Here is a 15,533-nt window from a genome sequence, read left to right as displayed (position 1 = left end):
CTGACGCCGGGCGCGCGGTAGGCACCTGACCATGCCCGAGGGAGCCACCATCATGCGTCGCCTTGCCCTGCTCGCCTGCGCCGTGTTCGGCCTTGCTCCCGCTGCCGAAGCGCAGCAGCGCACGCGCCTGACCGTCTACACCGCGCTGGAGAACGAGCAGCTCGCCCCCTTCAAGCAGGCGGCCGAGGCCGCGCTGCGCGACATCGAGATCGCCTGGGTGCGCGACTCCACCGGAATCGTCACCGCCCGCCTGATCGCCGAGCGGCAGAACCCGCGCGCCGACGTGGTGTGGGGCCTGTCGGTCTTCTCGCTGCTGCAGATGGAAGGGCTCGACATGCTCGAACCCTATACGCCGCAGGGGGCCGAGGCGCTGCGCGCCAACATGCGCTCCGACCGCAGCCCGATGACCTGGACGGGCATGGACGCCTTCGTCTCCGCCATTTGCTTCAACACGGTGGTTGCGCAGCAGCGCAACCTGCCGCGCCCGACGACCTGGAACGACCTGCTGAACCCGGCCTTCCGCGGCCAGGTGGTGATGCCGAACCCGAGTTCCTCGGGGACCGGCTTCCTGACGATGGCGGGCTGGATCGGCGCGCGCGGCGAGGCCGCCGCCTGGGACTACATGACGCGCCTGCATGACAACATCCAGGTCTACACGCATTCCGGCAGCGCGCCGTGCAACAACGCGGCGCGCGGCGAGTACGGCGTCGGTATCTCCTTCGACATGCGGTCGGTGACGCTGCGCAACCAGGGCGCGCCGATCGAGATCATCGTGCCGACCGACGGGGTCGGCTTCGACCTGGAGGCGACCGCGATCATGCGTGGCACGCGCAACCTGGCGGCGGCGCGGCGGCTGGCGGATTTCGCGGTGTCGCGCCCGGCGATGGAGCTCTATGGCCGCTACTACGCGCTGCTGGCGCTGCCCGGCGTGGAGCCGACCGTGCGCAACTACCCCGCCGACTTCGCCGAGCGCCTCGTGAGCGCCGATTTCCGCGCCATCGCCACGCAGCGCGACCGCCTGCTGCGCGAATGGGCGGGGCGCTTCGACGGCAAGTCGGCGCCGCGCAACTGACGACGGCCGATGACCCTCGCTTTGCCTGATACTGCCGCCGTCACAGCGGCGGCTGCGCGCCGCGGCGAGACGTATCTGACGGTCGACGAGCTGGGCAAGCAGTTCGGCACCTTCGTTGCCCTGCACCGTGTCAGCCTGACGGTGCAGACGGGCGAGTTCGTGACCTTCCTCGGCCCCTCGGGCTGCGGCAAGACCACGCTGCTGCGCGGCATTGCGGGGCTTGATCCGCCGACCACCGGACGCATCCTCCAGCAGGGGCGCGACATCACGCACCTGCCGCCTTCCGAACGCGACTTCGGCATCGTGTTCCAGTCCTATGCGCTGTTTCCGAACCTGACGGTCACGGCCAATGTCGCCTATGGGCTGCGGGGCGCCGCCTGGCCGAAGCCGCGGGTGCGCGACCGCGTGGCGGAGCTGCTCGGCATCGTCGGCCTGGCCGACCAGCGCGACAAGTATCCGGCGCAGCTCTCGGGCGGGCAGCAGCAGCGCGTGGCGCTGGCGCGGGCGCTGGCGAACGAACCCGGCCTGCTGCTGCTGGACGAACCGCTCTCGGCGCTGGATGCGATCGTGCGCCAGCACCTGCGCCAGGAGATCCGGTCGCTGCAGCAGCGGCTTGGCGTCACCACCATCATGGTCACGCACGACCAGGAGGAGGCGATGGGCGTCTCCGACCGCATCGTGGTCATGAGCCGCGGCCGCATCGAGCAGATCGGCACGCCCGCGGATATATACGACCGCCCTGCCAGCCCCTTCGTCGCCAGCTTCATCGGCCATTCCACGCATTTCGACGCTGTGGTGGATTCGTCCGTCGGCATGGTGCTGGCCCATGGTGTGCGCATCGCGGCCCAGGCGGCGCGCCCCCTGCTGTACGGCGCACGGGTCAAGTGCTTCGTCCGGCCCGAGCATGTGCGCCTGCATCGCGGCGACGGCGCGCCCGCGGGTGCGCTGACGGCGCGCGTCACCGGCATGGAGTTCCTGGGACCGGTCTGCCGCGTCTCGCTCGAGGCCGGTCGGCTGCATCTTCTCGCGGCCGTGCCGCCGGCCGAGCTCGCGGCACTCGACATCGGCCCCGGCAGCGTTGTCGAGGCCAGCCTGCCGGCCGAGCGCGTCATGGTCTTCGCCGAGGATGTCTGACGCGGCGATGGCGTCGGTCCGGGCGCGGCCTTCGGCCGACCAGCGCGTCATGCGCTGGGGCTTGTGGCTCGCGCTCGGCTTCCTGCTGTGCTTCCTCGCGCTGCCGCTCGGCACGCTGCTGCTGCGCGCCTTCGAGACGCCGCAGGGCGGCTTTGCCGGCATCGCCAATTTCCGTACCTACGCGACCACCCCGGCGCTGCTCGCGGCGGCCTGGAACAGCCTGTGGACCGCGGCGCTGACCGCGGTGATCGTGGTGCCGCTCGCCTTCGTCTTCGCCTATGCGCTGACGCGGTCCTGCATCCCGGGCAAGCCGTTCTTCCGCGCGGTCATGCTGCTGCCCCTGCTGGCGCCGTCGCTGCTGCCGGCGCTGGCGCTGATCTACCTGTTCGGCAACCAGGGCATGCTGCGCGGGTTGCTGATGGGCGGCAGCATCTACGGCCCGGCCGGGATCGTCGCGGCGCAGGTCTTCTACTGCTTTCCCTCGGCGGCGCTGATCCTGTCGGTCGCGCTGTCCACGGCCGATGCGCGGCTGTACGAGGCGGCCGCGGCGCTCAAGGCCTCGCGGCTGCGGATCTTCCATACCGTGACCCTGCCTGGCGCGCGCTACGGGCTGGTCTCGGCCTTCGTGGTGGTCTTCACGCTGGTGGTCACCGACTTCGGCATCCCGAAGGTGATCGGCGGGCAATTCCCGGTGCTGGCGACCGATGTCTACAAGCAGGTGGTCGGGCTGCAGGACTTCAACATGGGCGCGGTGGTCGGGATCGTGCTGCTGGTGCCGGCGGTGCTGGCCTTCGTGCTCGACCGCTGGGCAAGCCGGCAACGCGCCGCGACCATGAGCGGGCGCGCCGTGCCGTTGCGCCCGGCGCCGCGCGCGGCGCGCGACGGCCCGCTGCTCGCGCTGTGCCTGGTGGTGATCGCGCTGCTGCTGGGCATTGTCGGCACGGCGGTCTGGGGCTCGTTGATCCGTTTCTGGCCGTACAACCTGTCGCTGACGCTCGACAACTACGACTTCACCCGCTTCGACGCGGCGGGCTGGGGCGCGGTGTGGCTGTCGGTGCGCATTGCGGCGGTGGCGGCGGTGCTCGGGACCGCCATCGTCTTCGTCGTCGCCTATGTCCTCGAGCGCGGGCCGCAACAGGGGCCATTGCCGGGGATCGGGCGTTTCGCCGCCACCGTGCCGCTCGCGGTGCCGGGCCTGGTGCTCGGCCTCGCCTACGTGCTGTTCTTCAACCACCCGGCCAATCCGTTGGGCGTCCTGTACGGCACGCTGGCGATCCTGGTGCTGAATTCGATCGTGCATTTCTACACGGTGGGCCACCTCACGGCGGTCACCGCGATCCGGCAGCTCGATCCGGAATTCGAATCCGTGGGCGCGTCGATGCGCGTGCCGGTCTGGGTGACCTTCGGTCGCGTGACGGTGCCGATGTGCCTGCCGGCGATCCTGGACATCGCCGTCTACATGTTCGTGAACGCCATGACGACGGTGAGCGCGGTGATCTTCCTATATGGCCCCGACACCAAGCCCGCCTCGGTCGCGATGGTGCACATGGACGAGGCCGGCCAGGCCAGCGCCGCCGCGGCGATGGGCGTGGTGATCCTGTCGATCACCGTGACCGCGAAGCTCGCGCAGCTTGCCCTGGGCGCGGTGCTCGGGCGCGCCAGCCAGGCCTGGCGGCGCTGAGAGCCGGTCCGCGACGGCCCCCGCCGCGCCGCGGAAGGCGCCGAGCGGCGCATTCGTAACCGGCCTGCCGGTCAAGCGCGGCGCAACGCCGTCGGATAGAGCCGGCCGGCTTCGCTGCGCATCGCCTCGAGCACGAAGCCGCCCGGCATCGCGTGCAGCTCCTGCGCCGGCACCATGTCGGCCGCGGCATCGACCGCGGCACGCAGCGGGCGACCTTCCATCCCCTCGGCCGCGAGCCCCAGGACGTGGAGCACCGTCGGCGCGATGTCCGTCAGGTCGGCGGCCTGCTGCGCGATGGCGCCGCGCCGGAACGGGCCGCCCTGCATGACCAGCACGGTCGCGAGCTCGGCCCGGTGCAGCCCGCCATGCATGCCGCCGCCCTCGGGCACGTCCGGCGCGTCGAAGGGCGCGGTGCCGGGCATGCCCCATTCGTCCGGATCCTCGGTGCCGGCGAAGGTCGCAACCAGGTCGGCGCTGCGCGCGTGCGCGCTGCCAAGCAGGGCGAGCGGCGCGGCGCGCCCGGGCGGCAGTATCGCCGGGTCGCGTGCGAGCAGCGGCCCCGCCCAGGGTTGCGCCGCCAGGAAATCCGCGACCTGCGGCGCCATCGACGGATCGCGCAGCCACAGCCCGGGTGCGGCGGCCGGTGCCACCACGACATCCACATCGGCCGCCATGCCGGTGCCGGCCCGGAAGCCGGCGCGCTGCAATTCGCTGCGCAGGCAGTGCTTGCCGCGACCGGTCACGTGGCCATGGTCAGACAGCACGATCATCGCGATCTGCTGCGCGTCCGGCTGCGCATCGCGCCAGGCGACGATCCGCCCGAGCACGGCATCCGCCGCGCGCAGCGCGCGCAACGTGTGTTCGGCGCGCAGTCCGCCCCAGTGGAAGGAGACATCCGGTTCCGACAGCCACAGCAGCGCGACATCGGGGCGGTGGCGCGGCAGCACGTGCTCGACCAGCACGCGGCCGGCGAAGTCGACACGCGGGATGTTCGGCACCGCGGCCTCGGGCGTGGGGCCGAGCGCATCGCGCACCTCCGCGGCCGTCGCGCCCCCGGTGTCCTCGACATTCCAGCGGAACGCGCCGAGGCGATCCGCGGCGGGATGCAGCAGGCGCGCCGCGCCGGCGGTGCCGGCGCTGACCAGCGCGAAGCGCAGCGCCGCGGGCGCCATGTGTTCGCCGAGGCTGCGCCGCTGCAGTGGCGACTCGGCGCCCGCGGCCATCGCCAGGACGTCCTCGACCAGCTTGGTGCGCAGCAGGCGATCGGGCGCGACCGCGGCGTCGAACAGCGTGTTCGCCACCATGCCGTGGCCGCCCGGGCGGCAGCCGGTGATGAGCGAGGGCGTGGCGACGCGCGTCTCGGACGGGAAGACGCTGCGGGCATTCGCGAAGCGCGTGCCGGCCGCGGCCAGCGCCGCGAGGTGCGGCGTCAGCGCAGGGTCGACCATGTCCGGCCGCAGCCCATCGAGCGCGACCATGATGACGCGGGTCACGACGCGGTTGCCTGGCCGGGGTCGCGCGACAGGGTGACCATGGCGGGCACGGGGCGGATCTCGGGAGGGGACATGGCACTTCCTGGCGGTGGCACGCGTGATGGGCGCGATGGCGTCGGCTCGCGCAGGGCGGTCTGCCACACCGTCCCGGCGCTGTCCCCGATGAAGGCATGACCGGACGGTGACAATGCCCGGCCCGGCCTGCCTCCACGGGGCGCGGCGCCCCGGGCGGCGCAGCGGCGCGCGCGGACATGCTGCCCACGGATGGCGGGTCCGTCGGGACATCGGCGGGGCGGATGTGTCGATCCGCCAGGCCGCCCGGTCGATCACGGGTCTGGATCAACCACGCCCGGTCGCGCTACGCCCTGCCTTGTCGCGCGCGGCGCGGGCACCCGGAGGGCCGATGACGGAGGCGAAGCGATGATCGCACGGAGCCTGTGCCTGGCCGTGGTGGCGGTGGTCGTGGCGGCGTGCGCCGGCGCGTCGCCGCGCGATGGGCTGCCGATGCTGCGCGACGCGCCCTCGACGGAACGACCGCCATGGCTGCGCGACCTGCCGGCGCAGATCGAGCGATATCCCGCGCCGCAAGGCTGGGGCGGCGACAACCTCGCGGCCGCGTGGCCGCGCGCCGTGGCAGGATAGCGCGGGTCGCGACGCGCCCGGATGCGCCGATGCCACCGGCGCCGGCGGGGCGGGGGGGGGGGGGATTCCCCGGCCGGAGGGTGACCCCGCCACGGCGCCGCCGCATCGTCGTGCTTGCACCAGGCGCCGGCTTGCACCACGCAGGATCGGCAGGCCGGCCAGTGTCCCGGGTTCGCAGTCCTGCGGGCTTCGTCTGCGGGCCACCAGCCATTGTTTTCAGTGGCCTGCTTGTCCGCTGCGTGCGTGGGAACCCCACGCCCTTCGCGGGCAGGACACCAGGGAGCGGCAGCATGAGCGACGTCTATGCCGAGAAGGGCTACGGGGTCCGCCCGATCGGCTTCGGTGCGAAGCCGGCGGTGGTGGTGGTGGATTTCCAGACCGGCTTCACCGATCCCGCCTTCCCGATGGGCGGCGCGCCGATGGTCGATCGCGCGGTGGTCAATACCGCGCGCGTGATGCGCGCCGCCAAGGCCGCGGGGGCGCCCATCATCGCCTGCGTCGTCGCCTTCGATGGGCCGAAGGGCGCGCCGCACTGGAAGGTGGCGCCGGTGCATGACCTGCTGGCCGGCAGCGCCGGCACCGCGCTCGACCCGCGCATCGCGGCGGAGCAGCCGGATGTGGTGCTGGCCAAGACGGCGCCGTCGATCTTCTTCGGCACCGCCGCGGGCGCCATCCTGACGCGCGAACGCGTGGACACGGTGATCGTGACCGGCTGCATCACCTCGGGCTGCGTGCGGGCGTCGATCATCGATGCCTTCTCGCTAGGCTTCCGGGTGCAGGTGCCGGAGGATTGCGTGGGCGACCAGGATGAGGTCGCGCATCGCCAGAACCTCAAGGATGTCGAGCGCCGCTATGCCGACGTCATCGACGCCGACATCGCCATCGCCGCGATCGAACGCTGGTCGCGCGCCAACGACCGCGGCTGACCGCGCCGCTACCAGCCGCGGCGATGGTACGGGCGCGGCCGATAGGCGCGGCGACTGGACGACGCGCCCAGCACCGCGCCCACCGCGACCAGCGCCGCGGCACCGACGCCGAGCGCGATGCCCTGGCCGACCGCCTGTTCCTCCGCCATGCGGCGCTGCGTCGCGCAGGCCTCGACCGCCGGGTCGGGCTCGGTCTCGCCGCTGTCCTTGACCGCCAGCGTGGCGGCCAGGCCGAGCTGGTCGGAACAGGCGCTGCGGTGCGTGTCCATGCTCGAGCAGGCGGCGAGCAGGGCGGCGGCGGCGATCGGCAGGAAAGGGCGCATGGCAGCAGGAGCATGGCGCCGCCCGATGTCCGGATGAAGGCGCCGCGCGGGCAAAAACCCGGCGTTGCGATCCCGCAACCCTGCGCGCCGTTGCGGCGTTGTCGTGCAGCCTGAACCAAATGGAGGATGTGCGATGAAGATGATCCCCGTGCTCGCGGCCTCGCTGCTGGCGATGGCCGGCTGCACCCAGACGGCGCCTGGCACACAGAGCGCGCCTGGCCAGGCGGTCGGCGTGCCGACCACGGTGCCGATGGCCTATGCGCCCGGCACGGTCGCGACGGTGCCGGGCCTGCCCCATGCCGCCGTGCCGGTGCAGCCGGGCTACGTCATGGGCGCCCCGCAGGTGGTGATCTCCGGCGACCTGCAGACCAGCCGCGTGCCGACCGGCACCAACACCGCGCCGAAGCACGACCTGGTGGTGCGCGTGAACGGCCAGCCCGTGATCGCCGGCACGCTGGCGACCTACGGCACGACCACGCTGGAAGGCCAGGCCGGCGCCACGCCGGTGTCGACCACCTGCATGTCGCGTGAGCTCGCCCCGGCCGACCGGCAGTTCGATTGCCGCGTCAGCCTGAACGGGCAGCCGGCGTCGATCCTGTCCTTCCGCGCGACGCCGGTGGGCCCGCAGCAGCCGGTCGCGCCGATGATGACGCTGACCGCCGGCTGACGCCGATCGGCCCGCCGCCGGCCGCAAGGTCGATGGCGGGCCGCCCCACGGTGCGACGCCAGCCCGGGGAGGGCCACGCCAGGCGAAACCGCTGTAGTGTGGCGCGCATCCACCCGCGAAGGCGCCACCCATGCCCATGCCCGCCAATACGCTGCGCATCGCCGTCCTGCCCGGCGACGGAATCGGCACCGAGGTGACCGAGGCGACGCTCGCCGTGCTCGAACCCCTGGCGAAGCGCCACGGCATCGGCCTGGCCTTCGACAGCCTGCGCGCCGGCGCCTTCTGCTACCGCGACACCGGCACCGCCATGAGCGAGGAGACCTTCGCCGCCGCCGCCGCCGCCGACGCCATCCTGCTGGGCGCGATGGGCTGGCCGGCGATCCGCGCGGCGGACGGCACCGAGATCGCGCCGCAGCTCGACCTGCGGTTCCGGCTCAACCTCTATGCCGGCGTCCGCCCGTTTCGCGCCATTCCGGGCGTGCCATCCGCGCTGGCCGATCCGCGCGCGCGCGACATCGACCTGGTCATCGTGCGCGAGAGCACCGAGGGGCTGTTCTTCTCGCGCGATCGCGGCGTGGTGACGCCGGACATGGCGGAGGAAACGCTGCGGATGACCCGCCCGGTGACCGAGAAGCTGGCGCGCTTCTCCTTCGACCTGGCGCGCCGGCGCGCCGCGGCGCGCGGCCGCCCCGGCGTCGTGACGCTGGTGGACAAGGCCAATGTGTTCCGCGCCTTCGCCTGGATGCGCGGGATCTTCGCCGAGGTCGCCGCGGACTTCCCCGACATCGACAGCCGCAGCCACTATGTCGATGCGATGGCGCTGGACCTGGTGCGCCGGCCCTGGGCCTTCGACGTGCTGCCGACCGAGAACATGTTCGGCGACATCCTGTCCGACCTCGGCGCCGGGCTGGTGGGTGGCATGGGCTTCGCGCCGAGCGCCGATATCGGCGACACCCACGCGGTGTTCCAGCCGGCGCATGGCACGGCGCCCGACATCGCCGGGCAGGGCCTGGCCAATCCGACGGCGACGCTGCTGAGCGCGGCGATGATGCTGGAATGGCTCGGCGCGCGCGGCGCCGGCCAGGGCTTCACCGACGCCGCGGCCGAGTTGGAAGCGGCGGTGGATGCCGCCTTCGCCGGCGGCCTGCGCACGCCGGATATTGGCGGGCAGGACGGCACGGCGGCGGTGGCGCGGGCGGTGGCCGCGCGGATCGGCGTGACGAATTGACGCTGGTTTGACGATGTGGCGGGTCGAATGCCTTGTCGAAACAAACCAAAAAGTTGAGATTACTCCGGCGAATCTACACGCGGGGTGACGATTGCAGGATGGCGCTGACGGCATGCAGCAGACGCACCGCGTCTTCATTGCCGGCTTCATGGGCCATGGCGAGGCAGCGCTCGATCGCGGCGGCGGCATTGCCGATCGGGTCGGGCGCGGATTCGGGCAGGCCGTGCCCGGCCTTCGTCCCCCGGCTGAGAAACATGCCCCTGACGACTTGATTCATCGAAGATTCCCCTGAACTGGACCCGCGGCCGGTGGTGCCCCCGCACCTGCCACCGTGAATCCCCGGGTGGCATCCCCATGCCTGCCCGAGTCGGCATCCTGCCTCGCGGAGTCGCGTCGAGACACTCCCTTCCGCGGCGTGTTGAGCCTGTCGTGTCATTGTCGTGCGCGAGTGTTGCAGATGGGAATCACCCCATGCCGACCCTTTGGCGGAAGCCGTGCCGTCGATTCAGCCGCCGGTTGAAGTATTGTCCATCAGCAAGTGGAATGAATTCTTGATGCGGCGCCGCCCGCCACGCCGCGCGTGCGGTGGTCGCGCGCCATGCCATTGCCGCGGTGGCGCCGGGGCATCGATGCATCCGCTGGTTATGTGCGGCCTGCCGCAAGGCGCGACGCGCGGCATCGGCAGGGGCGGGCTGGGCGGGAACGCGCCATGGGCGCGGGCAACCTGCCACGGCAAGCGAATCGATCGCGCGTCGAACGCGCGGAAGTTGCGCCGGACTCCAATTGTGCACTTTGTGTGGTGAAAGAATCACCGTTGCACACTTATGTCGTCCGCACGAATACTTCGCATCAGCCGTCATCCATCGTGATGCGCGGTTCCCCCACAGCGCCGCTTCCGCCCCCCCGGAGTGGCGCGCCCAACCGGCGGCCCGCCGGAGGACCACGCCCCGCCATGATGTGCTGCGGACCGCCCGCCGCCGCGGATCGACGCCGCGACACCGCGCCCGGTCCGCCGCGGCGGCGGTCGGCGGCGTGATGGTCCTCGGCGCGCCCGGCGCGCTCAGCCTGGCCGAGGCCTGCTGCGACCGCTGGGCGGATGGCAGCGGGCGCCTGGCGCTGCTTCGCCCGCGAACCGACGCCGTGGCGGAGGCGGTCAGCTTCGATGCGCTGCACGCCACGTCCTGCCGCGTGGCCCAGGTGCTGCGAGCGCAGGGCATCGGCCGGGGCGATCGCGTCGCCATCCTGTTGCCGCAGGGGCCGGAGGCGGTGATCGCGCTGCTCGCCGCCTGGCGGCTGGGCGCCATCGCGGTGCCGCTGGCCCGGATGCTGGACGGGCCCGCGCTGGCGTTCCGGCTGGACCATTCGGGGGCTGTCGCGCTGGTCACCGACGATGCCGGGCTCGGCGCCACGCAGGGGTTGCGGGCCGGGCTGCCCGCCCTGCGCCTGCTGCTGGGCACCGAGGGCGCCCAGCGCCGCGCGCCCGCCGAGGTCCTGTCCTTCTGGGCCGAAGCCGGCCGGGCGCCAGGCGGCACGCCTGGGACGGCGATCGATCCCGCCGACCCGGCGCTCATCCTCTATACGACCGGTGGCGCCGGGCCGCCGCGCGGCGTGCTGCACGCGCATCGCGCGCTGGCCGGGCACCTGCCGGGCGTGGCGGCGCAGCATGGCGGCTTGCCCCAGCCCGGCGACCGGGTCTGGACGCCAATGGACTGGGCCTGGCGCAGCGGGCTGTTCGATGCGGTGCTGCCGGCCTTGTGCCAGGGCGTGCCGGTGCTGGCGGCGCCGATGCCACGCTTCGATGCGGGCCGCGCGCTCGACCTGATGGCGCGCCACGGCGTGCGCAACGCTGTGTTGCCGACTGCCGCCCTGCGCGCCCTGCGCGAGGCGGTCGCCCACCGCGCCCTGCGCGACGCCCTGCCCGAGCGCGCCCTGCATGACGCCTTGCCCAAGCGCGCCCTGCATGACGCCTTGCCCAAGCGCGCCCTGCATGACGCCTTGCCCGAGCGCGCCCTGCATGACGCCTTGCCCGAGCGCGCCCTGCATGACGCCCTGCCCGAGCGCGCCCTGCGCGACGCCCTGCCCGAGCGCGCCCTGCGCGACGCCCTGCCCGAGCGCGCCCTGCATGACGCCTTGCCCCAGCGCGCCCTGCGCGACGCCGCCGCGACGCACCCGTCGCCGCCGCGCCTGCGCAGCATCGCCACTAGCGGCGCGCCGCCCGATGCCGCCCTGGCGGATTGGGCGGCGGAATGCCTCGGCGCCAGGCCGCGCCACGGGCATGGCGCCACCGAATGCAACCTGGTCCTGCTGGGCGGCGGGGATCCGGCGGCGCCGGCCCATCCCGTGCCGGGCCAACAGGTTGCCGTGGTCGACGCCGCGGGCACGCCCCTGCCGGCCGGCCAGGCGGGCATCCTGGCGGTGCGCCGCGGGCATCCGGCGGAGTGCCTGGGCTACTGGCGGGCCCCGACGGGCAGGCCGGGAGCCTGGCTGCCGACCGGCGACCGCGCGACCCGCCTGGCGGATGGCGCGATCCTGCTGGATGGCGCCGGCGCCGGCGCCTCCGGCGACGGCATGGGGCCGGAGGATGTCGAGCATTGCCTGCGCCGCCACCCCGCCGTGGCGCTGGCCGCCGTGGTCGGCCCGGCCGATGCGCTGGCCGCCGAGGACGCCACCGCCATCATCGTCCCGCATCGCGACGCCACGCCCGGCCCGGCCCTGGCCGAGGAACTGCGCGACTTCATGCGGCTGGGCATGGCGGGGCACCGCTATCCGCGCCGCGTCGCCTTCGCGAAGGCACTGCCGCGCGCGCCGGAGGGGCGCTTCGCGCTGGGCAGCGCCGTCGGGCTCGGCGGCCAGCGCAGCTGAACAGCCCGGCCCTGGCCGCAGCCCGCGCGAGGCTGTACCACGGCCCGGCCACGCGCACTCACGCGCGCGGCGCCAGCAGGAAGCGGAGAACGCGCGTGACGGACACCAGCATCGGCACCGGGGCGGAGGCCACGCCCGGCCAGGTCATCACGGTCCACTACACCGGCTGGCTGTTCGACGAATCCGCGCCCGACAACAAGGGCCGCAAGTTCGACAGCTCGCGCGATCGTGGCGATCCGTTCTCCTTCGAACTCGGCGCCGGGCGGGTCATCCAGGGCTGGGACAATGGCTTTGCCGGCATGAAGGTGGGTGGCACCCGCACACTGGTGATCCCGCCCGAACAGGGCTACGGCGCGCGCGGCGCCGGCGGCGTGATCCCGCCCAACGCGACGCTGATCTTCGATGTGGAGCTGCTCGCGGTCGGCTGACGGCGTGGCGGTGATGCGGCGTTGCGCGCATCGCCGCCTGGCGGCCCGGCGCGGATCTGCGCGGGCATGACGCCGCGCGACCTGTTGCGGCTGCTGCCGTTGTTCGTCGGCACGCTGGTGGTGCCGCTGGACGGGATGGTGAATGTCGCCTTCCCCTCGGTGCTTGCGGCCTTCGGGCTGGAGGTGCCGCAGATCCAGTGGCTGGTGATCTGCTATGTGCTGACCTATGGCGCGCTGCTGCTCGCGGTCGGGCGGATCGGCGACGTCTTCGGCCATGCGCGGGTGTTCCGCTTCGGGTTGGCCTGGAGCGCGCTGGCCTTCGTGGCCTGCGCGCTGGCGCCGTCCTATGGCGCGCTGCTGGTTGCGCGGGTGTTGCAGGGCGTGGGTGCCGCGTTGGTGCTGGGCTGCGGGCCGGCGCTGGCAACGGGGTTGTTCCCCGAGGCGATGCGCGTGCGCGCGCTGGCGGCCTATGCGGCGGGGCTGGCGGCGGGCGGGGCGCTGGGGCCGCTGCTCGGCGGGCTGGTGGTGCAGGGGCTGGGCTGGCAGGCGGTCTGGTGGGTGCGGGCACCGCTCGCACTGGTCGCGCTGGCCTTGGCGCGCCGCTTGCGAACGCCGCCGCGCGATGGCGCGCGCGAACCCTTCGACCTGGCCGGCGCGGTGCTGCTGAGTGCCGCCGTCGCCTTCGCCGTGCTGGCGGTGAACCGGGCCCCGGCGACGGTGTCGCTGGTGCTGGCGGCGGCGGCCACCGGCAGCGGCATCGGCTTCGTGTGGCGGAGCGGGCGCAGCGCGCATCCCATCATCGACCTTGGCCTGTTTCGGCGGCCGGGCTTCGCGGCGCTCAACCTTGCGAACATGCTGGTGCACCTGGCGGGCTTCGCGGTGATGCTGCTGGCACCCTTCTACCTGGCGCGGGTGCTGGGGCTGCCGCCGGTGCTGCTTGGCCTGGTGCTGGGGGCCAATGCGCTGGGGGCGATGGCGGGGGCCTCGATGGGGGGCTGGCTGGTGCCGCGGCGCGGCGCGCGCGCGGTGGCGGCGGGGGGTGCGGTGCTCTCGGCGGCGGGGCTGCTGGTGGTGGGGCTCGGGGGGCCGGTCGGGCTGCTGATGGCGGCGCTGGCCATGCAGGGGATGGGCATCGGGCTGTTCACCCTGGCCTATACCGATGTGGTGACGGCGACGATGCGGCGGCAGGACCGCGGCGTCGCGGGCAGCCTGACGCAGCTGACGCGCACGCTCGGCGTGGTCAGCGCGGCTTCGCTGCTGACGCTGCTGTTCGGCGCGACCGAGGCCGGGCGGCTGGCGCTGGGTGCGACGGCCGAGGAGGCGTTCCTGACCGCCTTCCGCCGCGTGTTCCTGGTGGTGGCGCCGCTGCCGCTGGTGGCGCTGCTGTTCCTGCCGCCGCGCGTCACGCCGCGCGGCGGATGATCTCGGCAGCGCGTTCAGCCAGCATCAGCACGGCCGGGTGGATGTTCGACGACGGCACCAGCGGGAACACCGACGCATCAGCCACGCGCAGCCCCTGCACGCCGCGCACGCGCAATTCGGTGTCCACCACCGCGCGATCGTCCGCGCCCATGCGATTGGTGCCGCAGGGGTGGTACACGGTCGCGCCATTGGCACGGATGTAGTCGAGCACCTGGTCGTCGGTCTGCGTGCCCTCGCCGGGGAAGTCCTCGCGTTCGATGAGGTTCGCGAAGGGGTCGGTGGCGGCGATGCGGCGGCCCAGGCGGTGGCTTTCCAGCATGATGCGGATGTCCGAGGCCGCGCTGAGGTAGTTCGCGCGGATCACCGGCTTGGCGTCGGCGCTGGGCGCGCGCAGCGTGAGCTCGCCCCGGCTGTCGGGGCGGCAGACGCAGTAGTTGAAGGTGAAGCCCGGGTGCTTCGCCAGGCTGCTGGCGCCGCGCGACTGGTCGCCCAGCGAGAAGTTCACGAACTGGAACTGCACCTCGGGCTCCTCGGACCCCGGCAGCACGCGGGCGAACAGGCTGGCTTCCGAGGCACCGACCGCCATCTGGTTGTTTCGCCCGGTCAGCCAGCCGAGGCCAAGGCCCGCGGCGCGGATCGGGTTGGCCATGATCTCGTTCAGCGTGCCGCAGGGCCTGGTGCGGAAGGCGTAGCGGACCATGAAGTGGTCCTGCAGGTTGCGCCCGACCTCGGGCGCGTTCACCGCGACCGGGATGCCCATGGCGGCGAGCGCGGCGCCGTCGCCGATGCCCGAGAGCATCAGCAGCTTCGGGCTCTCGATGGCGCCGGCGCACAGGATGACCTCGCGCCGCGCGCGGAAGGTGCGTTCGCCCTGCGGGCCGCGCACCACCACGCCGACGGCGCGGCCGTTCTCGATCAGGATGCGCTGGCCGACCTGTTCGACATGCACGGCGAGGTTGGCGCGCCCGAGCGCCGGCTTGAGGTAGGCGGTCGCCGGCGACCAGCGCCAGCCACGATGGACATTGAGCTGGTTGGGCGCCACGCCTTCGAACCAGGCGCCGTTGTTGTCGGCGTTGCGTTCGAAGCCGAGCTTCACGCAGGCCTCGATGAAGGCGCGGCAGCCGGCGGAGGGTTCGGGCACCTCGCCGACCTGCACGGGGCCGTCCTTGCCGCGGAAGTCGCTGTCGGGGCCGGCGAAGGTCTCCAGCTTCCTGAACGCCGGCAGGCAGTCGTCATAGGACCAGCCGCGCGCGCCCGATTGTGCCCAGCGGTCGTAGTCGCGCGGGGAGCCGCGCAGGAAGACCAGTCCGTTCACGCTGCCCGACCCGCCGATGACGCGCCCGCGCGGCCAGTACAGGGCGCGATCGTTGAGCTCGGGCTCGGCCTCGGTCGTGTAGTTCCAGTCGAACTTCTTCGTCACGTACAGCCGCGCGAAGCCCATCGGGATGTGGATCCAGGGGTTGCGGTCCCAGGGGCCGGCTTCGAGCAGGATGACCTTTGCGGACGGGTCCTCCGACAGCCGCGCGGCCATGACGCAGCCCGCGGAGCCGCCACCGAGGATCACGTAGTCGGCTTCGTGCGCGCTGTCGGTCACGGTTCCATCCCCTGCTGTCGTTGCGCCGAGGATAGCGCGGGCGCGGCGTTTGGCACCCCCC

The 15,533-nt window shown here is 73.0% G+C and carries 14 protein-coding genes; 10 read left to right on the top strand and 4 right to left on the bottom strand.

Annotated features, from left to right (window positions below):
- Positions 1-52: 52 nt before the first annotated feature.
- From LQ222_RS06345 to LQ222_RS06335, 3 genes are read left to right on the top strand one after another with little or no spacing between them, the layout of a single operon-like run.
- On the top strand, positions 53-1,072 hold the full coding sequence (locus LQ222_RS06345; protein WP_230165212.1) for a putative 2-aminoethylphosphonate ABC transporter substrate-binding protein: 1,020 nt from the start codon (positions 53-55) through the stop codon (positions 1,070-1,072).
- 21 nt (positions 1,073-1,093) lie between these two features.
- Entirely contained in the window at positions 1,094-2,206 is a 1,113-nt protein-coding gene (locus LQ222_RS06340; RefSeq protein WP_230165210.1) for a putative 2-aminoethylphosphonate ABC transporter ATP-binding protein, read from the top strand.
- Positions 2,207-2,213: 7 nt separating this feature from the next.
- A complete protein-coding gene (locus LQ222_RS06335; protein WP_230165208.1) occupies positions 2,214-3,887 on the top strand; it encodes a putative 2-aminoethylphosphonate ABC transporter permease subunit in 1,674 nt (557 codons plus the stop codon).
- A 71-nt stretch (positions 3,888-3,958) separates the two neighbouring features.
- Here the strand turns inward: LQ222_RS06335 and LQ222_RS06330 are convergent, their stop codons facing one another.
- Positions 3,959-5,380 carry an alkaline phosphatase family protein gene (locus LQ222_RS06330; protein ID WP_230165206.1) on the bottom strand — a complete coding sequence of 474 codons (1,422 nt, stop codon included), beginning with the start codon at positions 5,378-5,380 and terminating at the stop codon, positions 3,959-3,961.
- A gap of 420 nt (positions 5,381-5,800) precedes the next feature.
- Between LQ222_RS06330 and LQ222_RS06325 the strand changes: the two genes are divergently transcribed.
- Complete coding sequence (locus tag LQ222_RS06325) at positions 5,801-6,022, top strand: hypothetical protein (protein WP_230165204.1); 222 nt, start codon at positions 5,801-5,803, stop codon at positions 6,020-6,022.
- Between the two features lie 290 nt (positions 6,023-6,312).
- The gene (locus LQ222_RS06320) at positions 6,313-6,948 is read left to right on the top strand and encodes a cysteine hydrolase family protein (protein ID WP_230165202.1); all 636 of its coding nucleotides are present in this window, start codon (positions 6,313-6,315) and stop codon (positions 6,946-6,948) included.
- 8 nt (positions 6,949-6,956) lie between these two features.
- Here LQ222_RS06320 and LQ222_RS06315 read toward each other — a convergent pair whose 3' ends face one another.
- Positions 6,957-7,271, bottom strand: coding sequence for a hypothetical protein (locus tag LQ222_RS06315; protein WP_230165201.1), 315 nt, complete (start codon positions 7,269-7,271; stop codon positions 6,957-6,959).
- A gap of 133 nt (positions 7,272-7,404) precedes the next feature.
- Here LQ222_RS06315 and LQ222_RS06310 point away from each other — a divergent pair, with 133 nt between their 5' ends.
- Together LQ222_RS06310 and LQ222_RS06305 are read left to right on the top strand one after the other, a co-directional pair.
- Positions 7,405-7,938, top strand: a complete 534-nt coding sequence (locus LQ222_RS06310; protein WP_230165200.1) for a hypothetical protein — start codon at positions 7,405-7,407, stop codon at positions 7,936-7,938.
- A gap of 130 nt (positions 7,939-8,068) precedes the next feature.
- Entirely contained in the window at positions 8,069-9,166 is a 1,098-nt protein-coding gene (locus tag LQ222_RS06305; RefSeq protein ID WP_230165199.1) for an isocitrate/isopropylmalate dehydrogenase family protein, read from the top strand.
- Between the two features lie 73 nt (positions 9,167-9,239).
- Here LQ222_RS06305 and LQ222_RS06300 read toward each other — a convergent pair whose 3' ends face one another.
- Entirely contained in the window at positions 9,240-9,422 is a 183-nt protein-coding gene (locus LQ222_RS06300; protein WP_230165198.1) for a hypothetical protein, read from the bottom strand.
- Positions 9,423-10,201: 779 nt separating this feature from the next.
- On the opposite strand from LQ222_RS06300, the gene LQ222_RS06295 reads away from it, so the two are divergent.
- The 3 genes from LQ222_RS06295 to LQ222_RS06285 all read left to right on the top strand — a co-directional run bounded on the left by LQ222_RS06295 (position 10,202) and on the right by LQ222_RS06285 (position 13,878).
- Positions 10,202-12,028, top strand: a complete 1,827-nt coding sequence (locus LQ222_RS06295; RefSeq protein ID WP_230165240.1) for an AMP-binding protein — start codon at positions 10,202-10,204, stop codon at positions 12,026-12,028.
- Between the two features lie 95 nt (positions 12,029-12,123).
- Positions 12,124-12,456 carry an FKBP-type peptidyl-prolyl cis-trans isomerase gene (locus LQ222_RS06290; RefSeq protein WP_230165197.1) on the top strand — a complete coding sequence of 111 codons (333 nt, stop codon included), beginning with the start codon at positions 12,124-12,126 and terminating at the stop codon, positions 12,454-12,456.
- Positions 12,457-12,522: 66 nt separating this feature from the next.
- A complete protein-coding gene (locus LQ222_RS06285; RefSeq protein WP_230165196.1) occupies positions 12,523-13,878 on the top strand; it encodes an MFS transporter in 1,356 nt (451 codons plus the stop codon).
- Here the strand turns inward: LQ222_RS06285 and LQ222_RS06280 are convergent.
- Entirely contained in the window at positions 13,859-15,472 is a 1,614-nt protein-coding gene (locus tag LQ222_RS06280) for a GMC family oxidoreductase (protein ID WP_230165194.1), read from the bottom strand. The genes LQ222_RS06285 and LQ222_RS06280 overlap by 20 nt on opposite strands.
- Positions 15,473-15,533 lie beyond the last annotated feature (61 nt).

The sequence above is a fragment of the Roseomonas sp. CECT 9278 genome, from assembly GCF_918698155.1.
GTDB lineage: Bacteria > Pseudomonadota > Alphaproteobacteria > Acetobacterales > Acetobacteraceae > Neoroseomonas.
Note: the sequence above shows the minus strand (reverse complement) of the source record. Positions and strands in the feature narration are given on the sequence as shown.